Source organism: Pseudoalteromonas sp. 23_GOM-1509m, from assembly GCF_000518425.1.
GTDB classification, from domain to species: domain Bacteria; phylum Pseudomonadota; class Gammaproteobacteria; order Enterobacterales; family Alteromonadaceae; genus Pseudoalteromonas; species Pseudoalteromonas tetraodonis.
The window spans coordinates 33,479-59,815 of sequence record NZ_JADO01000012.1 but is presented as its reverse complement, the minus strand read 5'-3'; the positions used below and the strand labels follow the sequence as shown (position 1 = coordinate 59,815).

At 39.9% G+C, this 26,337-nt stretch carries 24 protein-coding genes; 6 read left to right on the top strand and 18 right to left on the bottom strand.

Annotation, left to right across the window (positions count from 1 at the left end; genetic code table 11):
- Positions 1–39: 39 nt before the first annotated feature.
- The 14 genes from N523_RS0105990 to N523_RS0105925 form a co-directional block, all read right to left on the bottom strand.
- Positions 40–1,641 carry a hypothetical protein gene (locus N523_RS0105990; RefSeq protein WP_028834590.1) on the bottom strand — a complete coding sequence of 534 codons (1,602 nt, stop codon included), beginning with the start codon at positions 1,639–1,641 and terminating at the stop codon, positions 40–42.
- 314 nt (positions 1,642–1,955) lie between these two features.
- Positions 1,956–3,284: a tetratricopeptide repeat protein gene (locus tag N523_RS0105985; RefSeq protein ID WP_028834589.1), complete on the bottom strand. Its 1,329-nt coding sequence runs from the start codon at positions 3,282–3,284 to the stop codon at positions 1,956–1,958.
- A 37-nt stretch (positions 3,285–3,321) separates the two neighbouring features.
- Positions 3,322–3,927 carry an energy transducer TonB gene (locus tag N523_RS0105980; RefSeq protein WP_008111498.1) on the bottom strand — a complete coding sequence of 202 codons (606 nt, stop codon included), beginning with the start codon at positions 3,925–3,927 and terminating at the stop codon, positions 3,322–3,324.
- Between the two features lie 6 nt (positions 3,928–3,933).
- Entirely contained in the window at positions 3,934–4,344 is a 411-nt protein-coding gene (locus N523_RS0105975) for an ExbD/TolR family protein (RefSeq protein WP_008111500.1), read from the bottom strand.
- A 53-nt stretch (positions 4,345–4,397) separates the two neighbouring features.
- A complete protein-coding gene (locus N523_RS0105970; protein ID WP_008111501.1) occupies positions 4,398–4,925 on the bottom strand; it encodes a MotA/TolQ/ExbB proton channel family protein in 528 nt (175 codons plus the stop codon).
- 3 nt (positions 4,926–4,928) lie between these two features.
- Entirely contained in the window at positions 4,929–6,296 is a 1,368-nt protein-coding gene (locus N523_RS0105965) for a MotA/TolQ/ExbB proton channel family protein (RefSeq protein ID WP_028834588.1), read from the bottom strand.
- A gap of 10 nt (positions 6,297–6,306) precedes the next feature.
- Complete coding sequence (locus tag N523_RS0105960; protein ID WP_016900178.1) at positions 6,307–7,059, bottom strand: DUF3450 domain-containing protein; 753 nt, start codon at positions 7,057–7,059, stop codon at positions 6,307–6,309.
- A gap of 223 nt (positions 7,060–7,282) precedes the next feature.
- Positions 7,283–7,903, bottom strand: coding sequence for a DsbA family protein (locus tag N523_RS0105955; RefSeq protein ID WP_028834587.1), 621 nt, complete (start codon positions 7,901–7,903; stop codon positions 7,283–7,285).
- Positions 7,881–8,987, bottom strand: a complete 1,107-nt coding sequence (locus N523_RS0105950) for a GGDEF domain-containing protein (protein ID WP_028834586.1) — start codon at positions 8,985–8,987, stop codon at positions 7,881–7,883. The genes N523_RS0105955 and N523_RS0105950 overlap by 23 nt, the downstream gene beginning before the upstream one ends.
- Positions 8,984–10,873, bottom strand: coding sequence for a methyl-accepting chemotaxis protein (locus N523_RS0105945; protein ID WP_028834585.1), 1,890 nt, complete (start codon positions 10,871–10,873; stop codon positions 8,984–8,986). Before N523_RS0105945 ends, N523_RS0105950 begins: the two co-directional genes overlap by 4 nt.
- Before the next feature lie 238 nt (positions 10,874–11,111).
- Positions 11,112–12,755 (bottom strand): M1 family metallopeptidase, encoded by a 1,644-nt coding sequence (locus tag N523_RS0105940; protein WP_231485789.1) that lies wholly within the window; start codon positions 12,753–12,755, stop codon positions 11,112–11,114.
- A 196-nt stretch (positions 12,756–12,951) separates the two neighbouring features.
- Positions 12,952–13,467, bottom strand: coding sequence for an RNA methyltransferase (locus N523_RS0105935; protein ID WP_028834583.1), 516 nt, complete (start codon positions 13,465–13,467; stop codon positions 12,952–12,954).
- Positions 13,467–13,979, bottom strand: a complete 513-nt coding sequence (locus tag N523_RS0105930) for a YcgN family cysteine cluster protein (RefSeq protein WP_016900173.1) — start codon at positions 13,977–13,979, stop codon at positions 13,467–13,469. The genes N523_RS0105935 and N523_RS0105930 overlap by 1 nt, the downstream gene beginning before the upstream one ends.
- A gap of 96 nt (positions 13,980–14,075) precedes the next feature.
- The gene (locus N523_RS0105925) at positions 14,076–15,893 is read right to left on the bottom strand and encodes a DUF885 domain-containing protein (protein WP_028834582.1); all 1,818 of its coding nucleotides are present in this window, start codon (positions 15,891–15,893) and stop codon (positions 14,076–14,078) included.
- Between the two features lie 159 nt (positions 15,894–16,052).
- On the opposite strand from N523_RS0105925, the gene N523_RS0105920 reads away from it, so the two are divergent.
- Positions 16,053–17,324, top strand: coding sequence for a Xaa-Pro dipeptidase (locus N523_RS0105920; RefSeq protein ID WP_028834581.1), 1,272 nt, complete (start codon positions 16,053–16,055; stop codon positions 17,322–17,324).
- A 294-nt stretch (positions 17,325–17,618) separates the two neighbouring features.
- A complete protein-coding gene (locus N523_RS0105915; protein ID WP_028834580.1) occupies positions 17,619–20,039 on the top strand; it encodes a TonB-dependent receptor in 2,421 nt (806 codons plus the stop codon).
- A gap of 52 nt (positions 20,040–20,091) precedes the next feature.
- Here N523_RS0105915 and adhP read toward each other — a convergent pair whose 3' ends face one another.
- Positions 20,092–21,102, bottom strand: coding sequence for an alcohol dehydrogenase AdhP (gene adhP, locus N523_RS0105910; RefSeq protein WP_013463315.1), 1,011 nt, complete (start codon positions 21,100–21,102; stop codon positions 20,092–20,094).
- A gap of 217 nt (positions 21,103–21,319) precedes the next feature.
- On the opposite strand from adhP, the gene N523_RS0105905 reads away from it, so the two are divergent.
- Positions 21,320–21,868 carry a GbsR/MarR family transcriptional regulator gene (locus N523_RS0105905; RefSeq protein ID WP_013463314.1) on the top strand — a complete coding sequence of 183 codons (549 nt, stop codon included), beginning with the start codon at positions 21,320–21,322 and terminating at the stop codon, positions 21,866–21,868.
- A gap of 48 nt (positions 21,869–21,916) precedes the next feature.
- Here N523_RS0105905 and N523_RS0105900 read toward each other — a convergent pair whose 3' ends face one another.
- Positions 21,917–22,933 carry a lytic murein transglycosylase gene (locus tag N523_RS0105900; RefSeq protein WP_016900168.1) on the bottom strand — a complete coding sequence of 339 codons (1,017 nt, stop codon included), beginning with the start codon at positions 22,931–22,933 and terminating at the stop codon, positions 21,917–21,919.
- Positions 22,926–23,207, bottom strand: coding sequence for a YcgL domain-containing protein (locus N523_RS0105895; RefSeq protein ID WP_013463311.1), 282 nt, complete (start codon positions 23,205–23,207; stop codon positions 22,926–22,928). Before N523_RS0105895 ends, N523_RS0105900 begins: the two co-directional genes overlap by 8 nt.
- 155 nt (positions 23,208–23,362) lie before the next feature.
- On the opposite strand from N523_RS0105895, the gene minC reads away from it, so the two are divergent.
- The 3 genes from minC to minE are packed head-to-tail and all read left to right on the top strand — an operon-like array spanning position 23,363 to position 25,147.
- A complete protein-coding gene (gene minC / locus N523_RS0105890; RefSeq protein WP_013463310.1) occupies positions 23,363–24,067 on the top strand; it encodes a septum site-determining protein MinC in 705 nt (234 codons plus the stop codon).
- Between the two features lie 5 nt (positions 24,068–24,072).
- Positions 24,073–24,882 (top strand): septum site-determining protein MinD, encoded by an 810-nt coding sequence (gene minD, locus N523_RS0105885; protein ID WP_013463309.1) that lies wholly within the window; start codon positions 24,073–24,075, stop codon positions 24,880–24,882.
- A gap of 1 nt (position 24,883) precedes the next feature.
- The gene (gene minE, locus N523_RS0105880) at positions 24,884–25,147 is read left to right on the top strand and encodes a cell division topological specificity factor MinE (protein WP_008111532.1); all 264 of its coding nucleotides are present in this window, start codon (positions 24,884–24,886) and stop codon (positions 25,145–25,147) included.
- A gap of 54 nt (positions 25,148–25,201) precedes the next feature.
- Here minE and rnd read toward each other — a convergent pair whose 3' ends face one another.
- Entirely contained in the window at positions 25,202–26,332 is a 1,131-nt protein-coding gene (gene rnd, locus N523_RS0105875; protein WP_028834579.1) for a ribonuclease D, read from the bottom strand.
- Positions 26,333–26,337 lie beyond the last annotated feature (5 nt).

The following is a 26,337-nucleotide window of genomic DNA, read 5'->3' as shown; positions in this document are numbered from 1 at the left end:
GCTCCAAGGCGCCTTCAAAAGTTTATAAATAGTGTTAAATTAGTCTGCGTTAGCCGCGGCTACTGCTGCTTCAACCCATTTATACCAATTTGACGTTGTATCCTGGTCCGATACGGCACCGATGTAATTTACCGATTCAAAGAACGAATCTGTTGTACTTAAATCAGTGGCTGTAACGCTCACATCTGTAGAAGCCGTATTAGTAGCAAAACCATTAGCAGCAAGTACAGAGACATCATCTGTTAAAATTTCACTCGCACCGCCATTTTCAAACCATGCTGTTTTAGTTTGTCCTGCAAGCGGACCACCAGCAAAGGTATCTGTATTAGCGAAATTATTTGAACATGCCATTACTGAGCTAGTAAAAGAAATGTTATCGGCTTGCTTTTCACCATCACCCGAGAATTCGATACATTGTGTATTAACTGCGTTTTTTTTAACAATTAACGCGTTATAAATGCTTGAATTAAATTGATCATCAAACTTGTAGGCTTGTGAAGGGTCATCATCACGAACTGAATTGCCATCAGTAGTAATCACAGTCACATTAGCAACCATCGGGTTTGAAGGTGACACTTGAGCAGAAGATGAACCTTTAACGCCGTCAGACTCAAAACCATTATTACCCATATTAACCACAGAACCATCGTTAAGCGTTACCGTACCGTGTTGAACAAATAAGTACTGCGCCTTACCTTGCCAACCGGCATCAAAGTCAAACGAATCATCTTGAGTATCAGTCACTGCAATATGCTTAAGCGTGGTTGCACCACCAAAAATTTCAATACCGTCATCAAAGCCTTGGTGAATATGAATGTAATCAAACTCAGAGCCTGAACCAACAGCATTAAGTGTTAATGAATTTAAATCATCACCTTCACCACCTACGCGAGGGCCAGAGCCTGCATACCATACTTTAGCCCATTTAATATTACCGCTTGAATCGCTATTATCGTTACCACCAAAGTAGCTTGTTATACCTTCAGAGGCTACGTTACATGTACCGCCATCACGCTCTGCATCTGTACATTGGTCAGTAATACCTTGACCATTAATGATAATGCCACCCCAGTCAGCATAACGTGCACCTTCACCAGCTGTATCAAAACGGTCAAAGGCATTAGCTGAGGTAAATACTACTGGCTTTTCTGCTGTACCCACGGCTTGAATTTTTGCACCACGTGCAATACGTAAAATCGCTTCACCTGATTGAAACGCAAGCGTTGCGCCAGGCTCTACAGTCATAGTTGGGCCATTAGTTGGAATAGAAAAGCCATCAACTGTGTTGCCATCTTCACCAATTTGCAGGGCATCAGCAAATACATGTACACCACCGCCAGGTAACTCTTTAAATGTAATGTTGTTAGTAATTGAAATAGTTTTACTTGAAAATGAATCGTTGTATAAGCAATCTATACCACTGACCACACCTGTTACCGTGCCTGCATCTGATTCATAGCTTGCACATACAGCCTCATCATCAGTTGTTGAACCGGTGTTGTTATTAGAATTATTAACACTGTTGTCTGTACTGGTGCTGTTATCATTAACGGTTGGTGTAATTTCTATATCACCACCACAACCAGCAAGTGTCATTGCTGTAGCCACTAAGCTGATTTTGAATAAGCCAGATAATTTCATTGTTCACTCCGTAAAAGTATTTAATTATTGTGTTAGCGCATTAAGTAATAACTTAAGTCACTTTAAGGCACGATACTCATGCATTAAGGTCACTTGAGTTATCGAATACGAAGTACAATACGGGAGTGATATGACAATGAAGTTACACTTTAATAAACATAAAATGACAATGTTAATTAATTAAAAATCAATTAGTTATTTTAAAAATGCAAGCAAAAAAACCACACTAACCGAATGTTAGTGTGGTTTGAGTAGTGCAATTATGAAATGGTTTTTAGTGCGTCAATTAAGAACTAATAATCGCACTATAAAAATTAAAGCAGTGCTGTTTTTAATGTTTGCGCATGCACTTTTTCTCGTTTTACATATTTGATCCATTGCTGGGCTAAACGTTGCGACTTTTTGTGCTTTTCAGCTTGTTCAAACGCAAGGATAGACGCATCAAAATTTTGTAAATTGTATTGCGCCATCCCTAAAGCAACAAACGCATTTGATTCAAAATCAAGGCCGCCTTTATCCAGCGCCATTCGCGCCGCATCGGCAGCTTCGTCATACTGTTCTGTGTTTACATACACTTCAGCCAAGCGCTGATCGTATTTACCATGCTCTGAACGCTCTGCAGCTTTGGTAAAGTAACTAATCGACTTAGCATCTTCTTTAGCTTGTACCATGGCCTCGGCTACAAAGGCATAATTTTTAGCAGTTGGTTCAGCAATCCCTTGCTCTATTGCTTTACTCATTACACTGGCTGCTTTATAAGCAAGCTGATTATATAAATATACCTGCGCAAGCTGCCTTAAGTCAGATTTAGAGGTTAAAAATCCTTGCTGGTAAGCAGCCTCTAAAACACTAAGCTGCTGTTTTTCTTGCCCAGTTTCACCATACATACCGGCTAATTGGACCCAATACTCAGGTTTATTGTAAAGCTTTACCATACGCTCAAGTACGCTCACTACTTTATCGGTTTGGTTAAGTGAGTAATACATAGCGCGTTGCAGTACCAGCCAGTTTTCTTTGGGTACTTTGCCTTCGCTATCACTTAAGTTAATGGCTTGCGTAATGTAACTCAGGCCTTGCTCATAGTCTTTTAATTGATAGTAGGTTTGCGCCCTTAATAAATAATAGGCGTCGGTTTTAGGCTTAGTGTTTATAGCATCCCATTTGTCTAAAAATGCAATCACCTTTTTATAGTCACTGTTAGCCATAGCAAGCTGCGCAAGGCTGAATGTTGTGCTCAGGCGTAGTGTTTCAGGAATGCCATCTTCGGCAATCACTTTTTCAAATGAAGCAATCGCTTTTACAAGGTCGTTTTCATTGTAATAAATAAACCCATAAAAGTTATGCATCATCGCAATTTCATAAGAGTTCATACTTGATGAGCGCGCTTGTATGCTGTCAAGCGCAGCCAAGCCCGCTTTACTGTCGCCATCATCCGCAAGTTTTTGGGCGCGAGCTAATTGGCTGTATACTTTTTCACGCAGTGCGGGCACTCGTGTTGTTTTTTGCTGTTCAGCGGCCTGTACTGTCGCCAAGTTTATACCCGGAAATACACTCAATGCACTTGGTGTAACAACGCTGGCACTGATTGCAACAGTGCACAACATACTCAGCTTTAATAGCTTGGTTGTTAGTTTTAATTTCATAATTGCCTCACGTTCACTCTTTGCTTACTTAACAGAATTAACCATTAATTTGGAAAGAAATTTTATTTTGCACACCGGCTACTTCAACGGCTTCACCATTAACCACGCGCGGTTTATATTTAAATTTAAGGGCCGCATCCATCGCTGCTCTGTCAAATAATGACTCTGGCTCGGCTTTAATAACTTGCGGCTCTTTAACCGTGCCTTGCTTTGTCACTGTAAATTCAACAATGACATACCCTTCAATACCACGCGATAACGCACGCCTTGGGTAGACCGGTGCTACTTTTACTATGGGTAAATACTCACCATCACTGGTTTCTAACGCTAATCCACCCGCTAGATTTACATCCGCATCGACATTGGCAGCAAAATCAAAGTTGTTGCTAGCAGCGTTGTTATCGCTACTTTGCATTTGTGGCGATTCCATTGGCGGTGGTGGCTCTTTAGGTGTTGGTGGCTTTTGTGGTTTACGCTCCTTTTTTTGTACCGTTTCTTCTTTTTTCAAACGGACAAAATCTAACACATTCCCTTTGGCAGGCTCCGTCATGGCGCCTTCACCACCGGTGATCAATGCCTGCATACCTAAAAACAGCATAAAGGTCACCACACCCGCTATAATTAACGCAAGTACATAACGCATCACTCGTTACCCTTCTTGAGCCGCTATTGAAACATCAAATACACCCGCTGCACGCGAGGCATCCATGACTTTTATCAAGGTTTCTGTGGTGGCTTTTTTATCGGCCTGAATAACTACACTGCCTTGTGGATTTTCAGCTTTTAAGCGCTCAATGTTGGCTTGTACAGCGCGTACATCAATTTGACGTTTATTGATCCAAATTTCGCCTTGATCTGAAATGGCCACTAATATGTTAGCCCGCTCTTTTTTAACTGCGGTTGCCGCTTCTGGGCGGTTTACATCAATACCCGCTTCTTTAACAAACGAGGCTGTCACGATAAAGAAAATAAGCATAATAAATACAACATCCAGCATAGGGGTCATGTTTATTTCTTCTGCTTCGTCTTCTTGGAATAAATTACCTAATGGGGCTCTCATGTTATTTCTCCTAGAATAAGCGGTCATTATGTTCACCGCTTTTCAATAATTATTTAGTGGTCTAACACCATAGTGTCTTGCAACAATTCAACTTCACGCTTTGCTTTTCGTTGTAAATAGGTTGAGGCAAACACCCCAGATAACGCACCGACCATTCCTGCCATTGTCGGTATGGTTGCTTTTGAAACACCTGATGCCATAGAGCGTGCGCTGCCTGTACCTGTAATGGCCATTACATCAAAGACTTCTATCATCCCTGTAACTGTGCCAAGCAATCCTAATAGTGGACACAGCGCCACCATTACATTAATCAGCGGTAAGTTTGCGTTTAAACGCATGCTGGCGCGTGACACCATGGCTTGGCGTATTTGCTCTGCGTTCCAGCTGTTGCGTTCACTGCGCGTTTTCCACGTATTTTTAACGTCTTTTTTGTAGTGTCGATAGCCATTAAAAAAGTACATAAATCGCTCGAGTATCAATAACCACATCGCGAAAATTAACACGGCAATGACCAAGAGTACTTGGCCACCCGTGTCGAGAAAATCACGGATAGCATTGATTGAATCAATCAATAGCACCATGGTTTAGGCTCCTTTCTCGCTTCGCTCGGCAATAATACCTGCACTTTGTTCTTGTAAAATAAGCAGTAAACCTTTTGAGCGAGTATTCAATAAGGTGTATAAAAACACCGTTGGAATGGCAACAACAAGACCTAATACCGTAGTAACTAGGGCTTGAGAAATACCGCCCGCCATTAGTTTAGGGTCGCCAGTACCAAATAAAGTAATTGCTTGGAAGGTATTAATCATCCCGGTTACCGTACCGAGCAAGCCAAGTAATGGCGCTACCACAGAGATAATTTTAATAAGCGTTAAATTACGGGTGATTTTTGGCATTTCGCGTAAAATGGCTTCGCTTAACTTAAGTTCAAGCGTGTCGTAGGCCACATTTGGGTATTGATCTTTCACTTTCATGACGCGCCCTAACGGGTTGTCATCACAGGCTGTATCGTCTTTTAATTGACGACGGATTTTTCCACCCATCAGCATGAGCGATACAAAACGCTCTAGCGCAATTAATAACGCTAATAAACCAACGCCTAAAATAACGTAACCGACCGCACCACCTTGATGAACTTGCTCGCTGGTATCAGGGGCTTGTACTAACAAACCTAAAATTGAGCCGCCTGTTGGGTCAAGCGCAAACGGTACAACACCCGTGTTTGCTTGCTGCAAATCAGCCGCAGTCGCAGTAAAGCGGCTACTTGGTTGGCGAGTAAGCTGGCTAATGGTATTGGTGGCCGGTGTATACTCTAAGTACTGACCGTCACTAATAAGGTTAAATGCACCCACACGTACCACTTCTTTTTGTACTTTATTGCCACCGTCAACAATTACATCAGTATTGAAGCGGCTTACTTTTCCTTGTTCGGTCATTTCGCGTTGTAGCTCAAACCAAACCTTTTCTATATCTTCAATAGACGCAAGCTTTGAAGTTGAACCCATTTTTTGCGCCAATTCGTCCATAAAAGTACTACGCCCAGGTAACTGTGCCGATACCACAGAGGTAGCAAACTTGTTACTTGAATCGCCAGCGACTTGTTGTAGCACACCAAATAGCTCTTTTAATGAACCCATACGCTTTGATAAGGTATCAGTTAGATTAGCCAATTTAATTTCGTTTTCTTCAAATTGCGTCTCTAAACGCTCTGACTCGCTAAGCATTTGGTTACGTTTAGCTTGGGTGTTTTTAAGCATTTGCACTTGTTCATTTTGGCGTGCTGCAAATTCTTGTTCACGTTGTTTATTTTGCTCTGATTGCGCTGATTTACCCTGCTCTAAGGTTTTTAATAAAGCATCTAAATTCATCGGCTCAGCGGCAATGCTGGTGCCCACAAAGCTTAAGCTGGCTGCAAACACGGCCATTTTTGTCATTTTCGTTAATAATTTCATGGTAAACCTCTTATTCTGCAGCGTGAATTGGCAGTGTTAACATATCGGGGGCAAGTTGTTTGCGAGCAATGCGAAGCCCTTTATTAATTTGGCTTATAGTTGAATCTGGTAGCGCAACAAACGACTGTGACTGCTGATCCCAACTACCTGCTTGTTTACCATCGCGGGTGAGGTAAATTAGCTCTAAACGACCAATGCGTAGGAAGTCGACTTCGCGTTCTTTATTATCCACATCAAGCAATGCGGTATACGCCTCAATAGTGCGTCCGTAGTCAACCTCAACTTGGTAAGCTTCTAAAACACGACGAAATTTTTCACTTGATGAAATATCAGCACGCGCCATCATTGCATTTAATGATTCAAGGCGCTGCTTACGCTCTTGCTTTAAAAACGGCACATCTAAGGCAACAAACTGTTCAAGCCCGGTGATCATACGAAGCATTAAAGGGGTTATTTGGCGTTCAATTATCGATACTTGATCCATCGATAAATTAATCGACTCCATCTCTTCTATTTGATTATTTAACTGTTTGGTAAGCTGTGCGTTATAAACGGCTAGGCCATCTATTTCTTTATTTAGGGTTTTAAATTGCTGTAAACGCCCTTGCATTGAATCTGCAATCTTGTCTATTTTTGTTTGTGATTGCGCAGCTAAATTATTAATTTCGCTGCTTTTATCAATTACCGTGTTTAAATCATTGGCGTGGACTGCTGCACTTGCGGCTACAATACCAGCTAAAATTAATGGTTTAACGCCTTTCATCGTATACACCTTTGCTCGTTAATTAGCGGATTTGCTAGTGTTTATTAATCGCTTTAGCTCGTTTATAAAAAACAATTTAAAGCGAGATAGTTTCAATGAGCGAAAGTGTATAGATTAAAAATGACAAGCGTGTTGCGTAAAAAAGTCGCTTTTATGACAACGGTAATAAATTAGCCTTATTGGCCTATTTTACAATTCAGGGATGAAAATAGTGGGATTAAGTTTACAGGTAGGATTGTATTTCAATCAGGGTTTGTCGCCAATCTGTGTAGTTAATAGCAATAGGGTAAGCGCGATTGTTATGTATTAATACTAACGACGGAAAACCTTGAATAGGTAAACTGCGAACATAATTAAGCTCATCATCAAAGCGACGCTTAAGCTCATTAGAGTGAAGTAACTGTGCAAATAAACGGGCGTCTAAACCAATTATTTCGCTCAGTTTAATTAAAACCGCTTCATCCGATGGGTTTTGTGCCTGTAAATAATATGCCTGCTGTATTGCCGCGATCATCTGTGGTTCTTTGTTGAAGCTGCGGGCAATTAAAGCGGCCCTGCAAGAGGGATAGGTAGAACGGCGAGGTTGGCAGTCTCGCCAAAAATCAAAGTTAAACTCTGTGCCTAACTGGCTGCTAATTTTTTGCCATATGGCTTGTAGTTGCAACTGCATATCCTGACTCATTGGCAAGTCAGTATCTGCAGCTAAACCACCCACTCTGTACTCAATGGGAAGTTTGTTTGCCAAGGCAGCCTCAAGCGCATGCCATGTAGGTTTATAACCCCAGCACCAGCTACACATAGGGTCGTGTACATATATTAATTTATTCTGAGGCGTGTTGATCATGTACAGATACCACCTTATTTCTACCTTGCGCCTTAGCGCTGTATAAATACTGATCCGCTTGCTTTAACGCATTATTATAATCATCTACACTGTTAGCCTGAGCAATACCCATACTACACGTTAATGATACTCGCTGATGTTTGTCGGTTAGCATCACATGGTTTTGCACACATTCTCTAAAACGGTTGGCCAAAATGCTGGCCTCAAGGGTTGTTTGTTGCGGTAAAATAACCACAAACTCTTCGCCGCCATAACGTGCTTTAAGCGCTGTTGCAGGAAACTGAGACTCTAATAACTTAGTAAATTGAATTAAAACCGTATCACCAAAATCATGTCCGTAGCTGTCGTTTAATTGTTTAAACTTATCTAAATCAATGAGTAAAATAGACAGCGGCAAATAATGTTCTGGCCTTGAAGCAGCGAGCTTTAAAAAATGTGAGGTAATAAAACGACGATTAGGCGCCCCGGTAAGCTGATCGGTATGAGCATGCTGTTTTTGCTCTAAGGTGATATCAGCAATGGCAAGGTGGCTTCGGTGACGAAAATACTCACCGATAAAAGAAAAGACCAACACCAGCGAAAATGCAGCAACAAAACGGGTCTTTTCTACCGCGCCATAAATAACTTGCCCCATATCAGGGCCATACAACATAACAATACAGCTCAATAACATGGCACTGCTTAACCAGGCGCCAAACTTCACACCCAGTATGGCAAATACAGCAACGGGATAAAACATTAGCCAATATAAAGCAGTGTTTTCTTTACCGCCGGTGTATACCAAAGCTAAGCACATCACAAATACAATCACTAAAGTGATGAGGGCGATTGCATCAATCTGCTTTGTTTTCATAAAATAAATAATACACCCTACAATCGTTACGTTAACCACAATTAACGCAATAGTAAGGATTGGTGCATACACTTGATGATTGGCAATTACTAAATAGGTAATTAACACCAAGGCAATCGCTATCATGGTAAATAACGAAAATACTTGGCGTTGTTTATCAAAGCTATAAACGCTGTCAATATTGATTAAATTGAGCCAGCTTGGCTTATTTATTTTTGTTTTACTGATCATACTTTGAATTTTTTAACCATACGCTCTAAGTCACTAAATTGATGCTTAAGTTTGGTACACTCTTCCAAAGTAAGATTTAGGTTTGATTGGCCTTGAGTCGATAAGTCGCTGATAACGTGAATATCACTATGTAATGACTTAACCACTTGGTTTTGCTCATCCGTAGCATTAGCGACACTATGATTGGCGTCGGTTATTTGCTTTATCGCGCTGATTATTTGTTTCATTACATCGCCAACCGCATCCGCTTGCTGAACACTTTTTTCACTTTCTTCTAAACTGGTTTTCATAAGTTCAACGGCAGAGCTTGAACCTTTTTGTAATTCAATGACGGTGTTTTCTATTTCTTGGGTTGATTGCTGAGTACGCTGTGCTAGTTGCCTTACTTCATCGGCAACAACCGCAAATCCTCTTCCTGCTTCGCCAGCACGAGCCGCTTCTATCGCCGCATTTAAAGCCAGCAAATTGGTTTGCTCACTCACCCCTTTTATTACTGCTAATACATTTCCTATATTAGCGGTATGCGAGTCTAAACTATTTATGGTTTCTTGCGCTTGCTCTATATTTTGTGACAGTTGATGAATACTTGAAACGTTGTTTGTGAGGGTCTGTTGATTTTTAGCACAGTATTGATCTGCATCTTTGGCAAGCGTCGAGGCATTACTGGCGCTGGTTGAAATTTCTGTTGAGGTAGCTGAAAACTGATTAATTGCCGACGCCACACTGTTGGTGCGCTCACTTTGGTCATCATACATAGTTAATGTTGAGTCTGTCTGCGTAACCAGTTTAGCAACTGCCGTTTCTAGTAACTGCGTTGAAGATTTAACCTGAATTATTGAATTTTGGATTTTTTCTATAAAAATATTAAACGAATTGCTCAATTGACCAAATTCGTCATCGTTTTCTACGCTTAACCGACAGGTTAAATCGCCCTCACCCTGCGCTATATCTCTAATGGCATCATTGAGACGATACATAGGGCGCATCAAATAACGCAGTAAAAATTCCAGTGACGCAACAATCACTAAAATACCAATAATTAAAAATACAATTGCCTTTTGCCCAAACGAAGAAACACTTGAATACGCTTTATCTTTATTGACTACTACACCTAAATACCAATCAACGTTTTCAATACCACGAATTTTAGTAAAGGATACCAGCGAGGTTTCACCTGCTACTTGATACTCGGTGAATTCTCTTGCTAACGGTGCACTTTTACCAATTAAGTCAGCGACTGTTTTTGAATTTAATTTACTATCAGGGTGACTTAATATTTGCCCTTTATTATCAAGTAAAAAACCATAACCGAGTCCTAAAAAATCAATATCTCCAATAATTTCAGCGATGGTTTGCATATCAATATCTGCCCCCGCTACCCCTTTAAATTGACCATTACTATTAATAGGGGCAACGGCTGAAATTGTCAGTTCGTTGGTCGTTACATCGATATAAGGCGTTGTAAAAGCCGTTGTTGTTTTATTTTCTACTAATTTATACCAAGGGCGACTTGTCGCATCAAAATCGCTTGGGAGTACAACACTCTGATCATTTAAAATAAATGTACCCGATGATTTACCTATGTAGGTATTTTTAAAATCCCCCGCAAGCTCAGCGGTATTTAATTGCGAAAGCGTTAAAGACTTGGCATCGTCATCTTGGTATGTTTTTGCGATAGAGATCACAATCGCTAATTTATTATTTAGCCAGCTTGCAATATTTTTAGAGACAGACTCAGAGTTTTGCTCTAGTACCAGCGATAACTGCTCTTGAGTTTGATGCCGCATTGAAAAATAATTATTTATGGTGAAAACACCTAACACTAAAACCAACACTAATGATGCAGCAATGGTGATTTTGGAGGTGAATTTAAGCGAGCTAAACATAAGTACCTTAAGTATTAATCATTATTATCAGTGTCTTTTTAACAAATTTTTAACTGAATGTCTTAGCAAATATGATTTCAATGAAATTAAAGAACAAAAATAATAATAAATAACTAGTTATTTCAAGGATGACTTTGCCACAGTGCGTTTAATTTTTAGACTAGCAGAGCCTAGATAAATAAGTGTTTAAAAGCACTATGGGGAAAAATTTTATCCCCATAGTAACGCTTTATCTAAATTACTCATCTTGTTGGCACTGGCTTGTGATCGGTAATTGCCGAAGTACCTTCATCTGTGGATCAACAATAATATGATCAACAGGTTTAGCTTTAATGGTAATGACTCCTTCAATTGGTGTATAAACTTGAAGCTGGCCATTAATTGAAATGGGTACTGGCATTTTAAAAGGCGTCGCATCTTTTTCACTTTTGCTCCAATATAAATTGGCCACGTTATTTTGACGTTCCATGGTTAGTGTTGGCAATGCAGCTTGTTTTAAATACACATCAAATAGCCAGTTATAGTCTTTTTTTGTAATGCGATTAACAATATCAATAAACTGCTGCGTGTTGCGATATCGCGATTGAATTGGGTAACTGAGACTTTGCGTGTCGCTACTCCCGTAGATTAACTCGCGTGTTGCTCGCCAAAATAACTCATCACCAATTAACCAACGCAAAGTGTGTAATGTCCAGCCTCCTTTACCATAAATATCTGAGTTAAAAGCTTCCTTTGAGCTTAATTCACCTTTTTTAACAATAGGTTGGCAGTTTTTTATACCTAAATAGGCTTTATACATTGCATGGTTATAAGCGGCCTCACCAAAGGTATATAAACTGTAAGAGGGTTGCATGTAAAAGCCAAAACCTTCATGTAACCACGCATCATTCAATTGCTCATGTGTCATTAAATTACCAAACCACTCATGCGCTAATTCATGCTGAATAAGCCAATCATAACCACTAGGGTCGCGAGTGTACCCTTTGCCATAAGCATTTATCGTTTGATGTTCCATGCCTAAATGAGGCGTTTCTACAAAGCCAAGTTTTTGTTGCCCCCAAGGATATGGACCTAACACAGATTCAAAAAATGCCATTTGTTGATAAACATCGTTGGTGAGCAAATTACTGGCTTTTTGCCTATTTTCAGGTAACACCCAAAATTCCACAGGAATGTCAGTACCATTTATACTGGTATATTGCTGTTGAACACGCTCAAATGGGCCAATATTCAGCGCAATGTTGTAATCACTCGCAGGCTCAGATAAAAACCAATCAAACTCGGTAGTCTTGTTTTGTAATACAGTTACATTTTTTAGTACCCCGTTACTGGCAACATACAATCCAGTGGGTACCGTTACCCGTATACGCATACTATCGGCTTTGTCACTAAAGTGATCTTTACAAGGCCAAAATAAATCACAGCCCTCACCTTGCACCGCTGTTGCTATCCAAGGTTTACCATCGTTTGTTTCACTAAATACAAAACCACCACTCCATGGAGGGTTAAGCGCAATATGTGGCTTGCCTGAATAGTTAATGGCAACTTCAACCACTTCTCCAGGGTACTTTTTCTCATATAAGTTAATCGTGATCACACCACGAGAATGGATAAATTCGGCTTTCTTATCACCCACTGTTACTGTATTTATACTAAAGCGACTATCGAGTTTTAGTTCAATTTGCTGAGTTTCTTTAACGACCCGAAATACTGTTTTCCCTGTGCCGGCTATCTGCTTTGCTTCTGGAAAAACGGCTAACTTAAGATCATAGAAAATAACATCGGTTGATTGAGCCACGCTAGATAATTGTTGACCAGTATTAGCAACGAGGGGATCTAATTTTGCAGGTTTGCTGGTGCAGGCACTGAGTATATATATCAATGTAACAACCAAGTAACACCTAATCGCATGGTGCAAGAACAACATAAATAATAAGCTCTTATAATTATAATTTTTTAATATAATTACATAGTTTTACATTTATAGTGTTTAAAAAAGACGAATTGCTTATTTTTTAAGTTAACTAGTTACTTTATTTTACATTTAGCAAGGGATAAACCTTAAACAGCAAATATGTTTAAGGTTGTTTTTGCCATTTCATTTTATTATTGGTATCGCGTGAAGTGATAATGGTTTCATCACTACTTTGAATACCGCCAAGCTTGGCGAGCCGGTCATAAAGAACAACATTACAGGTTGCTGCTAAATTCATACAGCCTATGGTTGGAATATAAACAACTTCATCACACCATTTTAAAACGTCTTTTGGCACTGAACCATCCTCTGGACCAAACACATAAAATGCGTTTTCAGGGTGGGTAAATTCAGGCAAGGGTGTCGCCCCTTCTATTAGCTCTATCACCACCACTTTAGCACCTTCAGGCTTACATGATGCTAAGTTATCAGTGGCGGTTAATGGAATACGTTGCACTACATTTTTAGTATCGGTATGAAATTTTTGTGCGTTTAAATAACGGTTACCAGTAAAAAAAACCTGCTGTGCGTCATAACAGCCTGCAGCGCGTAATACGCCCCCCACGTTGGTCGGGCTTTTTGGATTAATTAAACCAATACTTGCTTGTAATTTACTCATTAATTGCAATCCTTGGTTGGCCACTCGGCTATATACAAATCAAAATCTTCTAGCTTTACGTCACAGTCTTTTACGGTTTTATCTTTAACAGAAATGTTTAGCTCGTGCATTTTAGTTTTATCGCCGTTATTAAGTAACGGATGCCACGTTGCTAATCCACGTCCTTCGTGAAGTCGGCGATAGCTGCAGCTTTGCGGCATAAAGAAAATGTCTTTGAGGTTTTCTTTGGTAAGCTTAACGCAAGAAGGCACTAAGGTTTGGCGGTTTTCGTATTCACTACAACCACAGGTTGCGTTATCAAGGTATTGGCAAACAATATTGGTAAATATAAGTTGCTCACCTTCTCTTAGCTGATCAGTGGCGGTAAAGTCATCTTCGTCTTCGCTGTCAATAAAGGTGTTTAAACAACACTTTCCGCATCCGTCACAAATGGCTTCCCATTCTTGCTGGTTCATTTCATTGAGACTTTTGCTAAGCCAAAATTGGGTTTTTGCTAATTGTTGATCAAACATGGTGTTCTCGCGCCTTTTAAGAGCGCGCATTCTAACGTATTGCAGCAAAGCGCGCAAAGCCAATCCCTGTTCAAATAATGACTTTGCGCGATTATGTTACTGCTGAGATTTAACCCAACGTTTAATTTTTTGCTCTAAGATAGGCATAGGCAATGCGCCATCTATTAATATTTGCGTATGAAAGGCTTTAATATCAAATTGCTCGCCTAACTGCTGGTGGGCGTAATCTCTGAGCTCTTTAATTTTAAACTCACCCAATTTGTACGATAATGCTTGCCCAGGCCATGCAATATAACGCTCAACCTCAGCAATAACATCGCTTTTTGCCATTGAAGAGTTTGCTAACATGTAGTCAATGCCTTGTTGACGTGTCCACCCTTTGGCATGAAAGCCTGTATCAAGCACTAAACGCATAGCTCTTAGCTGCTCATCGTTAAGACGCCCATACCACATATACGGGTCGGTAAATAAGCCAAGCTCTTTGCCAAGACTCTCTGCGTATAATGCCCAGCCCTCAGCAAACACAGTGTAGCCGCCAAATTTACGAAAATCAGGCAGGCTTTCCACTTCTTGTTGCAGTGCAATTTGAAAGTGATGACCTGGTGCTGCTTCATGAATAGACAGCGTTTCAAGTAAAAATTTAGGCTGCGCTTTTAAGTTGTAAGCATTAATATAAAAGATACCCGGACGAGAACCATCTGGTGCAGGCCCTGCATAAGATGCCCCCGCTGCCGATTGCGCACGATACGCTTCTACTGCTTTAACAATGTAAGGGGCTTTAGGCTCAATATTAAATAATCGCGGTAAGCGCGCATCTATTTTTAGTTTAATATCTTCATAGGCGGCAATTAACTCATCGGCTGTTTTATAATAAAACTCATCTGAGTCACGTAAATGATCAAAAAACGATGCTAAATCACCTTCAAATCCCACGGTGTTTTTAACCGTTTTCATTTCACTTAAAATTCGAGCCACTTCACGTAAGCCAATGTCATGAATTTCATCTGCTGATAAACTCAACGTGGTGTTTTTCTTGATTTGATATTCGTACCACGCTTTACCATTAGGTAAATCAGCATAACCAACAGAATCGCGAGCATGAGGAATATAGTCGTTGAGTAAAAACTCACTCATACGCTGATAAGCGGGCACTAATTTATCTAAAATAAGCGTTTTATACTGCTCAGTGAGTTGCTGTTTTTGTGCATCAGAAAATGAGTCAGGCATGGCTTTTATTGGTGAGTAAAATAATGAATCTTCTGCGTTAGTTACTACGTGCACTTTAAACTGAGGCAATAATTTTTTAGCCAATGGCATAGGCAATACCACGCCTTGTTTAACACCTTGCGCCATTGATTGTTCAACACTGGCTAACCATTTCACAAAACCATCAGCACGTTTAATAAATTGCTCATAGTCGGCAACAGTATTAAAGGGCTGTGCACTTTGCCCTGAACCAAATCCAGCAAAGGTATTATGTGCTCCCGACATTTGGTTAATCGGTAACAAATAATCTTTATATTGCATGCCCTCAAGCTTCAGGGCTAAATCTCGCGATAATACTTCAAAGTTAAGTAGCGCCTGCCCTGTTAATTGTGATTCATCGATTAGCGTTAAACGTTGTTGATATTTTTTATAAAAAGCAGTTTTTTTATCACGATTAGCCTGCGATATCACCGGCAAGAATTGATCATCGAATTCATGGCGACCGTTATAAGTGGCGCTTAAGGGATTAAAGGTTAATGACTCATCGTAGTACTGTGCAACGAGCACATCCAACTGTTGCTCGGCTGATAACTCGCTTATTACAGGCGCGACCGGCTGATTTGTGTTTAATTGTGAGCTGGTGCTCATACAACCACTTAATGCAAACATAACGCTACTGGCAACCAGTGCTATTTTAATAACTTTCATAAAGATCCTTGTTAGTTTTTACCCGCCAATTATGCGGTTTTAAATGCCTTAAATAAAGCAATTACGGTGAGTGGGATTCGTCGCTAAATAATTTACTCAATAGCTAATGATTGCTACATTCAGGTAAATTTAAATAATTAAATAATAAAAATGATCAAAATAAAAAAACATTTACTAACTACATCAATCGCATTACTGAGCTTAACCAGCGCAAGTACACTGGCAACCACCTATATATCCGCCAAAGCTTTGCTTGATGTAAAAACTGGAGAGCTAAAAGCTAATCCGTTAATCGCGATTGACGAGGGTGTAATAAGCCAAATTCAATTTAATAAAAAGCCAACGCTTACCAGTAATGATGAACTGATTAACCTACCTGAACTCACCGTAATGCCGGGGTTGATGGATATGCATGTGCATTTAACCAGCGATCCAACCGTTTCGCGCAGTGAACGTATAGGCCAATCAGTACCGCGTATGGCTATTAAAGCCAGTTACTTTGCTAAAAAAACATTAGAAGCCGGCTTTACCACGGTGCGTAACCTAGGTGCAGAGGGCTTTAGTGTTATTGCGGTTCGCGACGGCATTAATGCAGGTGATATTATTGGCCCTCGCATCTGGGCTGCAGGCCCTTCTTTGGGGATTACTGGCGGACACTGTGACAATAATCGTTTGCCTCCAGAAATGAAGTATACCGCTTCGGGGGTTGCTGATGGCCCATGGGCTGTTCGCATTAAAGTACGTGAAAATATTAAATATGGCGCTAATGCAATTAAATTATGTGCAACTGGTGGGGTATTTTCTAAAGGCACAAAGGTGGGCATACAACAATACGCATTTGAAGAAATGAAAGCCATTGTGGATGAAGCGCACATGCGAGAATTGCCTGTTGCGGCTCACGCACACGGCACTAACGGCATTAAAACAGCCATTAAAGCCGGTGTAGACAGCGTAGAGCATGCTAGCTTTTTAGACGATGAAGCGATTGAGCTTGCTATAAAGCACGGTACTTGGCTCTCTATGGATATTTACAATACTGAATATACACTGAGCTTTGGTGAGCAAAATGGGGTAGATGAAGAGAACCTAAATAAAGAACGCCTTGTTTCTAAAAAGCAAAGAGACAGCTTTAAACGCGCCGTTGAAGCTGGGGTTAACATGGTATTTGGTACAGATGCGGCTATTTATCCACATGGTGATAATGCGAAACAGTTCTCGCGAATGGTTGAATTTGGTATGAGTGAATTACAAGCTATTCAAGCCGCGACCATTAATAGTGCTAAATTACTAAAGGCAGATTCACAACTGGGGCAAATTAAAACTGGTTTTGCTGCTGATATTATAGCGGTGAGTGCTAACCCACTTAAAAATATTTCTACACTAGAGCGTATTCCTTTTGTAATGAAAGCCGGTGTCGTTTACAAGCAGTAAACCCAAAACATCTTTATAAGGTTGAGCTTAGCTCAACCTTAACAATCTTTTAGCTAATGTAGCTAAACTGCCCATTTAATCATCAATACTTTATTTAAATTCTCTCTTGGTAAAGCCAACTAGGGGCTGCAATACCCCGTTAATATTTTTAAATGTGATTGTTTTTAAATCACATTGTATAACTATCAAGCAAACACACCCATTAAAGTAAAAAAGTTTGAACTTTTTATTTTATTTTAAAATGATAACCATTATCATTCACGAAAATTAACAAATGCGAATGGTTATCACTCTATGAAAAGGTTTCAATACTCACTACTCACACTCGCGTGCTTAAACGCGCACTTGGCATTGGCAAACGAGTCACAAGTTAATTCCGATATTGAACGTATTAGTGTTTACGAGCAACAAAACCGAGTGGTAATGAGCTCAGGTTTGGCCACTAAATCTGATATGTCACTAATGGAAACCCCTGCACCCGTGGTCATTGTTGATAAAGCGCTAATTGCATCGCAAGGTATTGATAGCTTACAAGATGTGATCCGTAATGTAAGTGGTTTAACGCAAGCCGGTAACAACTATGGCATTGGTGATAATTTAGTAATTCGTGGTTTAGGTGCTAATTATACCTATGATGGCATGTACGGTGGTGCAGGATTAGGCAATACCTTTAATCCAACGCGTTCTTTAACCAATGTTGAATCAATTGAAGTATTAAAAGGCCCAGCAACTGGTTTATACGGCATGGGCAGTGCTGGTGGTGTGATTAACCTGATTGAAAAAAAGCCACAGTTTAACGAACAACATACCTTAGAAATGGATATTGGTCAGTGGGATAGTTATTCACTGGCACTCGATAGCACCAATGCAATAACAGACGACTTAGCTTATCGAGTCATGGCGAAAACCGCCTCTAGCGATGGCTTTCGTGATTTAAAAGAACAACGTGATGAAATTTATTCGTCTTTAAAATATGTTCTAAATGATCAACATGCGTTTGTGTTATCGGGAGCCTATATCAAGGACGCCATTGCTGTTGATTCTATCGGCCACCCTATTCGTATTTTTAACAATGAATCGGTTAACGGTTTAACTGCAGGTGAAGTATCAGGCGCCGATTTAGTGAATGACCCTACAGCAAGTGGCTTACAATTGAGTGAAGCACAACGAAATGAACTAGCTAACTCTTTGGCAAGCAATGATGGTTTAACACCCTTTAACTTTGGCACCAATGGCATAATATCACCGATGGCAAAGGATAACGAAGGTGAAGAGCTGCGTTTTAAATTAGCCCATAATTATTACATTAGTGATGATTTATTTGTTAATCAACAACTACAGTACCGTAATTACACCTCAAGTTTTGCCCGCCAAACAGGTGCTTACAACTACGTTTACTGGAAACGTAACGGCGTGATCAACCAAGACCCACGCGCACCGCTAGTTGTTGATGACGTGTTATACCCTTTTGCAGCCAGACGCCAAGAGTACCGCCAAGTAGAAGCGGATGAAAAATCATGGCAATACTTTTTAGATTTACGTTATGACTTTATACTCGGTAACATAGAAAACGAATTACTGGTTAATGCCAATTATGAAGACCGTGATATTCGTTTTAAACAATATTCTATTTACGATGCCGATAAGGTCATTAAAAACAAAGCCGGTGAAGTTATTTACCAAGGCGCACTGCCGTATATTTTTGATATGCGTCAGCCAAATTGGCCTACAGGTGAATTTAATGATTACGATCCGCTTAAAAGCAGCGATTATAATAAAAAAGTACAGGCATGGGGTTTAGGCCTTCAGCATGTTGCCTACATTAACGATAAAATCACCACCCGTATTGGGATTGCTCATAATCGTATAAAACAAAGTTACGAGCATTTTGGTGTTGACCCACGTTATAGTCAAAGCCGCGCAAACCCAACGCCAGAGGCAAACACCTCAGATAGCGGTTTAACGTACAATTTAGGGGCTACTTATCAATTAAGCGCTGACATGGCTTTATTTTTAAATCACTCAAAAGGTCGTACTGCCTACAGTGTACTTGGCTCTGTTGCTGGTAATGAAGCCGATAGAGAAGACTCAGAATCTGTTAGTAACGATTTAGGATTTCGTTTTAAAGCGTTTGATGACCAATTACTGGCTTCAATTGTAGTATTTGAAAGTGCACGTACTAATTTAGAATATGCCAACCCACTTTATGAAGCAGGCGTGTCTGCACCAAACGTAGTGGAAAGTTTCTTTGATGGTGAAGAACAAACCAAAGGTGTAGAAATTGACTTAAATGCGTATTTGAACGATCAATGGAAAGTTAACATCAACGGTGTTTATCAAGATGCTAGAGATAAAACTAACCCAAACAGCACAAGCTTTGATACTCGCCAAAAAGGCGTGCCTTATGTAACTGCTAGCTCATGGGTAACTTACTCTGCTGCGTTATTTGAATTACCTCACGCAGTAGATTTAAGCGCAGGCTTAACGTTTGTTGATAAGCGCAGTACTAACTCAAGCTCGTTCGGTATTGATAACGGCTACGTCCCTGCTTATACCGTGTATGATGCTGCAGTTAGCTATAAAGCAGACAACTGGCAAATGCAATTAAACATTAATAACCTGTTTAATAAAAAATACTATTCTAAAGCCATGTTTTTAGGCGGTATGCCAGGTGAGGAAAGAAATGCAAAGTTAAGCTTTAGTTATACGCTATAGCATACAATGCGCACAAGCCAGGTTGGTTTGTGCGCACTATATTTTGGTATAGTTAGATTGTAACAACTATACGGCCGTTAATTTCACCTTTGAGCATGTCATCGAAAATTTCATTAATATCTTCGAGTTTTTTCTCTTCAATGATGGCTTTTACTTTACCTTGTGCGGCAAATTCAAGGCATTCTTGAAGGTCTTTACGTGTACCTACAATAGAACCTACTACTGAAACACCATTTAGCACAGTATCAAAAATTGGCAATGGCATATCTTCTGGTGGTAAGCCAACTAATACGCATTTGCCCCCACGGCGAACACTTTTATACGCTTGTTCAAACCCAGGTTTTGATACTGCGGTACAAACAACAGCGTGCGCCCCACCTACTTGCTCAAAAATAGCCTCACTTGGCACCACTTCTTTAAAATCAAGCGTAATATCAGCGCCTAACTCTTTAGCTAGGGCCATTTTTTCTTTGCCTGTATCTACAGCAATAACATTAAAGCCCATTGCTTTTGCATATTGCACCGCTAAGTGACCTAAACCGCCCACACCAACAATAGCAACCCATTGACCCGGTTTTGCATCTGATACTTTTAATGCTTTATACGTTGTTACGCCGGCACAGAATAACGGGGCAGCTTCAGCAAAGCCTAATCCTTCCGGTATTTTGATGATGTAATCACCATGTGCTAAACAATATTCTGCATAACCACCGTCAATTGAGTAACCGGTATTATGTTGCGATAAACACAGGGTTTCACGTCCATCTAAACAAAATTCACAATGGCCACAGGCGCTATACAACCAAGGTACACCCACTCGGTCGCCCACTTCTAAATGTTTAATATTACTGCCTAGTTTTTCTATCACACCCACGCCTTCATGACCTGGTACCAATGGCATTTTTGGTTTTACCGGCCAATCACCATGACACGCATGTAAATCGGTGTGACATACACCACAAGCGGCTATTTTAACCAGCACATCGTTAGGACCTACCTCTGGGATTGGTAAATCGGTGATTTCTAACTTGCCTTTATATTCTGTATTTATTGCTGCTTTCATAGTCATTCCATCGTTTATAAAAAATTTATGCTATTTAACAAAGGCGTTAAACAACAATGTCATGTTGCATACCCGCAACATAACCCACTATAAATGCTTAAATATTAATCTATATCAATCATTAGTCGTAAAACGTGGTTTTTTATCCAAGCTAAACGCTTGCCATACTTAACCAGCGTGCTAGCATAGATTTCATTTATTTTTGAAACTTGTAACAATGACATTATCAGAAAAAAACTTTGCCTTTGTAATGCATTGTGGCGAGATGGGCAGCCGCTGGGGATTTAATCGTACAATCGGCCAAATGTGCGGATTACTTATTATTACCAAAGATCCAATGACGGCAAACCAAATCGCAGATGCACTGAGTATTTCACGCGGTAACGTAAGTATGGGAATTAAAGAATTACAATCTTGGCAGCTGATCAAGGTAATGCATATCCCAGGAGATAGAAAAGAATACTATGCACCTGCAGGCGATATTTGGGATATGGCTAATCGCGTGTTTGAAGAACGTAAAAAGCGTGAAGTAGAACCTACGCTTAGCTTACTCAGAGATAATTTATTAGATGAAGCAAGTAACGACGATGAAATCTACGCACAAAAACAAATGGGCGAAATTCATAACTTACTTGAAACAGTGACTAAATGGTCGTCAGAATTACAACGCTTAACCCCTGAGCAGCTCAACAAGTTAATGAAGCTAGGATCAGGCATTGGTAAAGTCATTGACCTTAAAGATAAAATATTCAAAAAAGAGCAGTAAACCATTAAAAAAGCCGCAATGAGCGGCTTTTTAGTTATTCGCTTTAGCTTAAATTTTTGGGTAAGCAATTCTATCTGACAAATAACCTACGCTGGTTGCAAAGTAGTATGAACGATTCCAGTGCATAAATACTTTGTAGTTATCGTATGCTAAATACATGCGTCCATTTATATCATCCGGCATGACTAATGCTGCATCTACAGCAACCGTAGGTAAATCACTGCCATCAACACGACGAACACCTAATGCTTGCCAATCTGCTAAAGAGCGCTCTGATTTATCCCAGTACTCTAGCCATTGCTTTCGGGTTTTAGTACCGCGCTTTAATATATACTGCTTATCAAAATCAGCGGGCAATTGTACCTGGCGACCCCAGGTTAAATTATCATTCCAACCCTCTTGCTTTAAGTAATTTGCAATTGAAGCAAACGCGTCTTCTTTGGTTGTCCAAATATCTTTGCGGCCATCGTTGTTGTAATCAACGGCGTAGGCATTAAATGAGGTTGGCATAAATTGGGTTTGACCCATAGCACCCGCCCATGAGCCTTTAAATTTATCAAGCGTGATATGACCCGACTTTAATATATCCAGTGCTGCCCACAATTGGCGTTTGTATAACGCTTCACGCCGTCCATCAAATGCTAAAGTTACTAAGGATGAAATAACATTGTGGCCGCCTTGAATAGCGCCAAAATTGCTTTCTAAACCCCAAATAGCCACAATAAAACGCGCTTGAACACCAAAGTCTTTTGCTACTTTTTCCAAGACTTCTTGGTTTTCTTTATACAATTTACGCGCACGATCTATTTTCCATTGCGGTACTCGTTTTGGTAAATACGTTTCCAGCGTTTCTTTTACTTCTGGCTGGTTTTTGTCTGCTGAAATGACTTTTTCTTTATAAGATGCAGTGGCAAATGCTTGCTCAATTAACTGAGTATCGTAGCCTTTTGCTATTGCCTCTTGCTTTAAATTAGTAAGATATTGTTGAAACTCAGCTTGTGTTTTTGCCATCACCGATGAGCTTAAACACACACCACACAATACAACCGCTAATTTTTTAATCACTATCTGCTCCATTTTGTTTTCTTAATTGACTTAGCAAGTTTTCCTCTGGTGGCGGAATTTGTAAATAATAGCCTTGGTCGCTAAGCGACTGTTTTAAAGTGTCTAAATCCGCTACGCCTAATTGAGTCCGCTTCGCTAAGTTAATGATCATCACGTACTGAGGTTGACCAAACATGGCCATTAAAGGTTCCGGAACTTTACTAAAATCGTCTCTTTTTTCAATAAATAAGAAAGTATCTGCTTTTTTCTTACTTTTATATACCGCAGTTAGCATTATGGCCCTATAAAATCTTGCTTAACAGTGCTACACACTATAACATGGCAATAATAATAAGTTATAAAAATTAGTGTGGAAACTGTAATAAAAGCCTTGTTCAGCCTAGGTTTATATAAAGTTACATGCTAACTAGACAATCCAGTTGAGCATCTATGTCGGACCAAATTTTTGAGCTAAAAGGCAACCTTTTTACGTTATCAGTTTTACATCTTTATAGTACTGATATTAACCTTTTAGCAGAACAACTGTATGTAAAAATTGCCCAAGCCCCAAAGTTCTTTGAGGGTGCCCCCATTGTCGTCAATTTAATTGAAGTAAAAAACAGCGCAATCGACTTTGTTCACTTAAAATCGCTTATTGAACGCATGAGCTTTAATGCTGTAGGTGTATGTAATGGTTCGGATGAACAGCATAAACAGGCAAAAGCCGCAGGGTTATCTGTTTTAAACTATTCACAAGACGTTAAGAGTGAACCCGCAAGAGTAGAGTCAAATACTTCGGTTGTAGAAAAAACCGTGTATTTACCAGCGCAAATTATTAATGGTGCGGTGCGCTCAGGCCAACAAGTTTACGCCAAAGACCGCGACTTGGTGGTGTTAGGCGCGGTAAGCCATGGCGCAGAAGTGATTGCCGATGGCAATGTACATATTTACGGAACCCTACGAGGGCGTGCAATTGCCGGCGCAAAAGGGCTCGAAAACGCATACATATTTTGTAATAAATTAGAAGCAGAACTCGTTTCAATCAATGGTAATTACTGGATCAGTGACTCACTGCAAGGTGAACACTGGGGTAACGCAGTTCAAATACAACAAAAAAATGAATCTTTAGAAATTTCAGCTTTGGTTAAAGGATAAATCTCATGGCAAAAATAATTGTCGTTACCTCGGGTAAAGGGGGTGTTGGTAAAACAACATCAAGCGCAGCAATTGGTACAGGCTTAGCATTAAAAGGCTACAAAACTGTTATCATCGATTTTGATATCGGCTTACGTAATTTAGACCTCATCATGGGTTGTGAACGTCGCGTAGTGTATGACTTTGTTAATGTAATCAATGGCGAAGCTAACCTTAATCAAGCACTCATAAAAGACAAACGTGTAGAAAAGTTATTTTTACTTCCTGCTTCACAAACTCGCGATAAAGACGCACTCACCCGTGATGGTGTTGAACGCGTATTGAACGAGTTAAAAGAAGACTTTGACTATATTGTTTGTGATTCTCCTGCAGGTATTGAAGCCGGAGCTATGATGGCGATGTACTTCGCTGATGAAGCAATAGTTACAACCAACCCTGAAGTCTCGTCAGTACGAGATTCGGATCGTATTCTAGGCATTTTACACAGTAAATCGAAACGTGCCGAAGAAGGATTAGAAAACATTAAAGAGCATTTGCTAATAACACGCTATAATCCAGATCGTGTATCAAAAGGTGAAATGCTATCTGTTGAAGATATCCAGGACATCCTAGCCATCGACTTACTAGGTGTCATTCCTGAATCTCAGGCAGTGCTTAGTGCATCAAACTCTGGACAACCGGTAATTCTTGATAGCGAATCAGACGCAGGTCAAGCTTATGCTGATGCGATCAGTCGTTTATTAGGCGAAACGGTTGAATTTAGATTTTTAGATGTAGAGAAAAAGGGTTTATTCAAACGGATATTTGGAGGTTAATGTGTCTTTACTTGACTACTTCCGCTCAGAAAAGAAAAACAGTGCGTCATTAGCAAAAGAGCGATTGCAGATCATTGTCGCGCACGAGCGTTCTCAGCGTGGAACACCAGATTACTTGCCACAATTAAAGCAAGATATTCTTGATGTCATTCGTAAGTACGTTAATGTAGGCGCCGATGCGGTTCAAGTTCAGTTTGATCAAAATGAAGACGATTTAGCGGTACTCGAGCTCAATGTCACATTACCTGACGAAGAAAAGAAATAATAAAAAAGGGCGCTAAGCGCCCTTTTTATTTTTTACATCAAGCTATTTAATACTCTAATTATCCCACTCTTTTAGCGCATCTTTAACAAAATCATATCGCCATGAGCTGAGTAAATCTGGTTTTATGTGTTTTTCTTTTTGCTGAGCAGTTAATTTCCAGTTCCAACTAATTAGCTGATTTATTTGCTTTTTAGAGGCCATAACGTCTTCTGGAATGTTATGCTCTTTAGCAACTTTAGTAATTTTTTGTTTGATCTCCTTCGCTACTTTTTTATAGGTAGGAAAATCAATTAACCGCTTTAATACTTGTGGGTGTTGCTCAGCTGGAATGGCTTTGGCCTGCTCAATACACTTTAAAATTTCAACCCCAGAACGATTCACTTCAATGGGTTCTACCCCAGGAATTTGTCTCAGAGCATTTAAACTTGAAGGGCCTCGTTTGGCAATTTCGGTCATATTGTGCTCTTTAAGCACAAAATTAAGCGCTAGATTTTTATGAATAGCTTTATTTCGACGCCATACTGCTAACTCTTTAAGTACCGCTAGTTCATGCGGCTTAAGTTGCCATGCATTTTTAATTTCTTTGTAAAGTAGCTCATCCGGAATTTGAAAAGCACGTTTATTGGCAACTAATTCACTTTCATTGATCACAATATCAAATAAATCAGCGGCTTTAATGCTATCTATAATTAACTCAAAACAAGGCAGCAGGTGATACGTATCAGCAGCAGCGTATTCAAGTTGCTTTTGAGTAAGGGGGCGTTGTAACCAATTAGTGCGCGATTCGCTTTTATCAATCTCAATGTTCAATAATGTTTTCACCATTAAGGCAAAGCCCATACAGTTTCCCTCACCTAATAGCTGAAGTGCAAACTGGGTATCGAATAAAGGATAAGGAACAAACCCTGCGTACTTTTGAAAAACTTCAATATCTTCTGAGGGTGAATGGAGTACTTTTAGCACTTTAGGATCTTTAAGTATTTGCCAAAAATCAAACAAGGAAAGCTCGGCAAGCGGGTCAATAAGCGCTAAATGTTCACCATCATAAACTTGAATAAGTGCAACTTCTGGATACAAAGTACGGCGGCGCATAAACTCGGTATCAATAGCAAGAATGGGTTTGTTTTTAATTTGTTCTACAAACGTATTAAGCTCATTTTGGGTTTGGATCAATTGGTAGTGCACTGAGT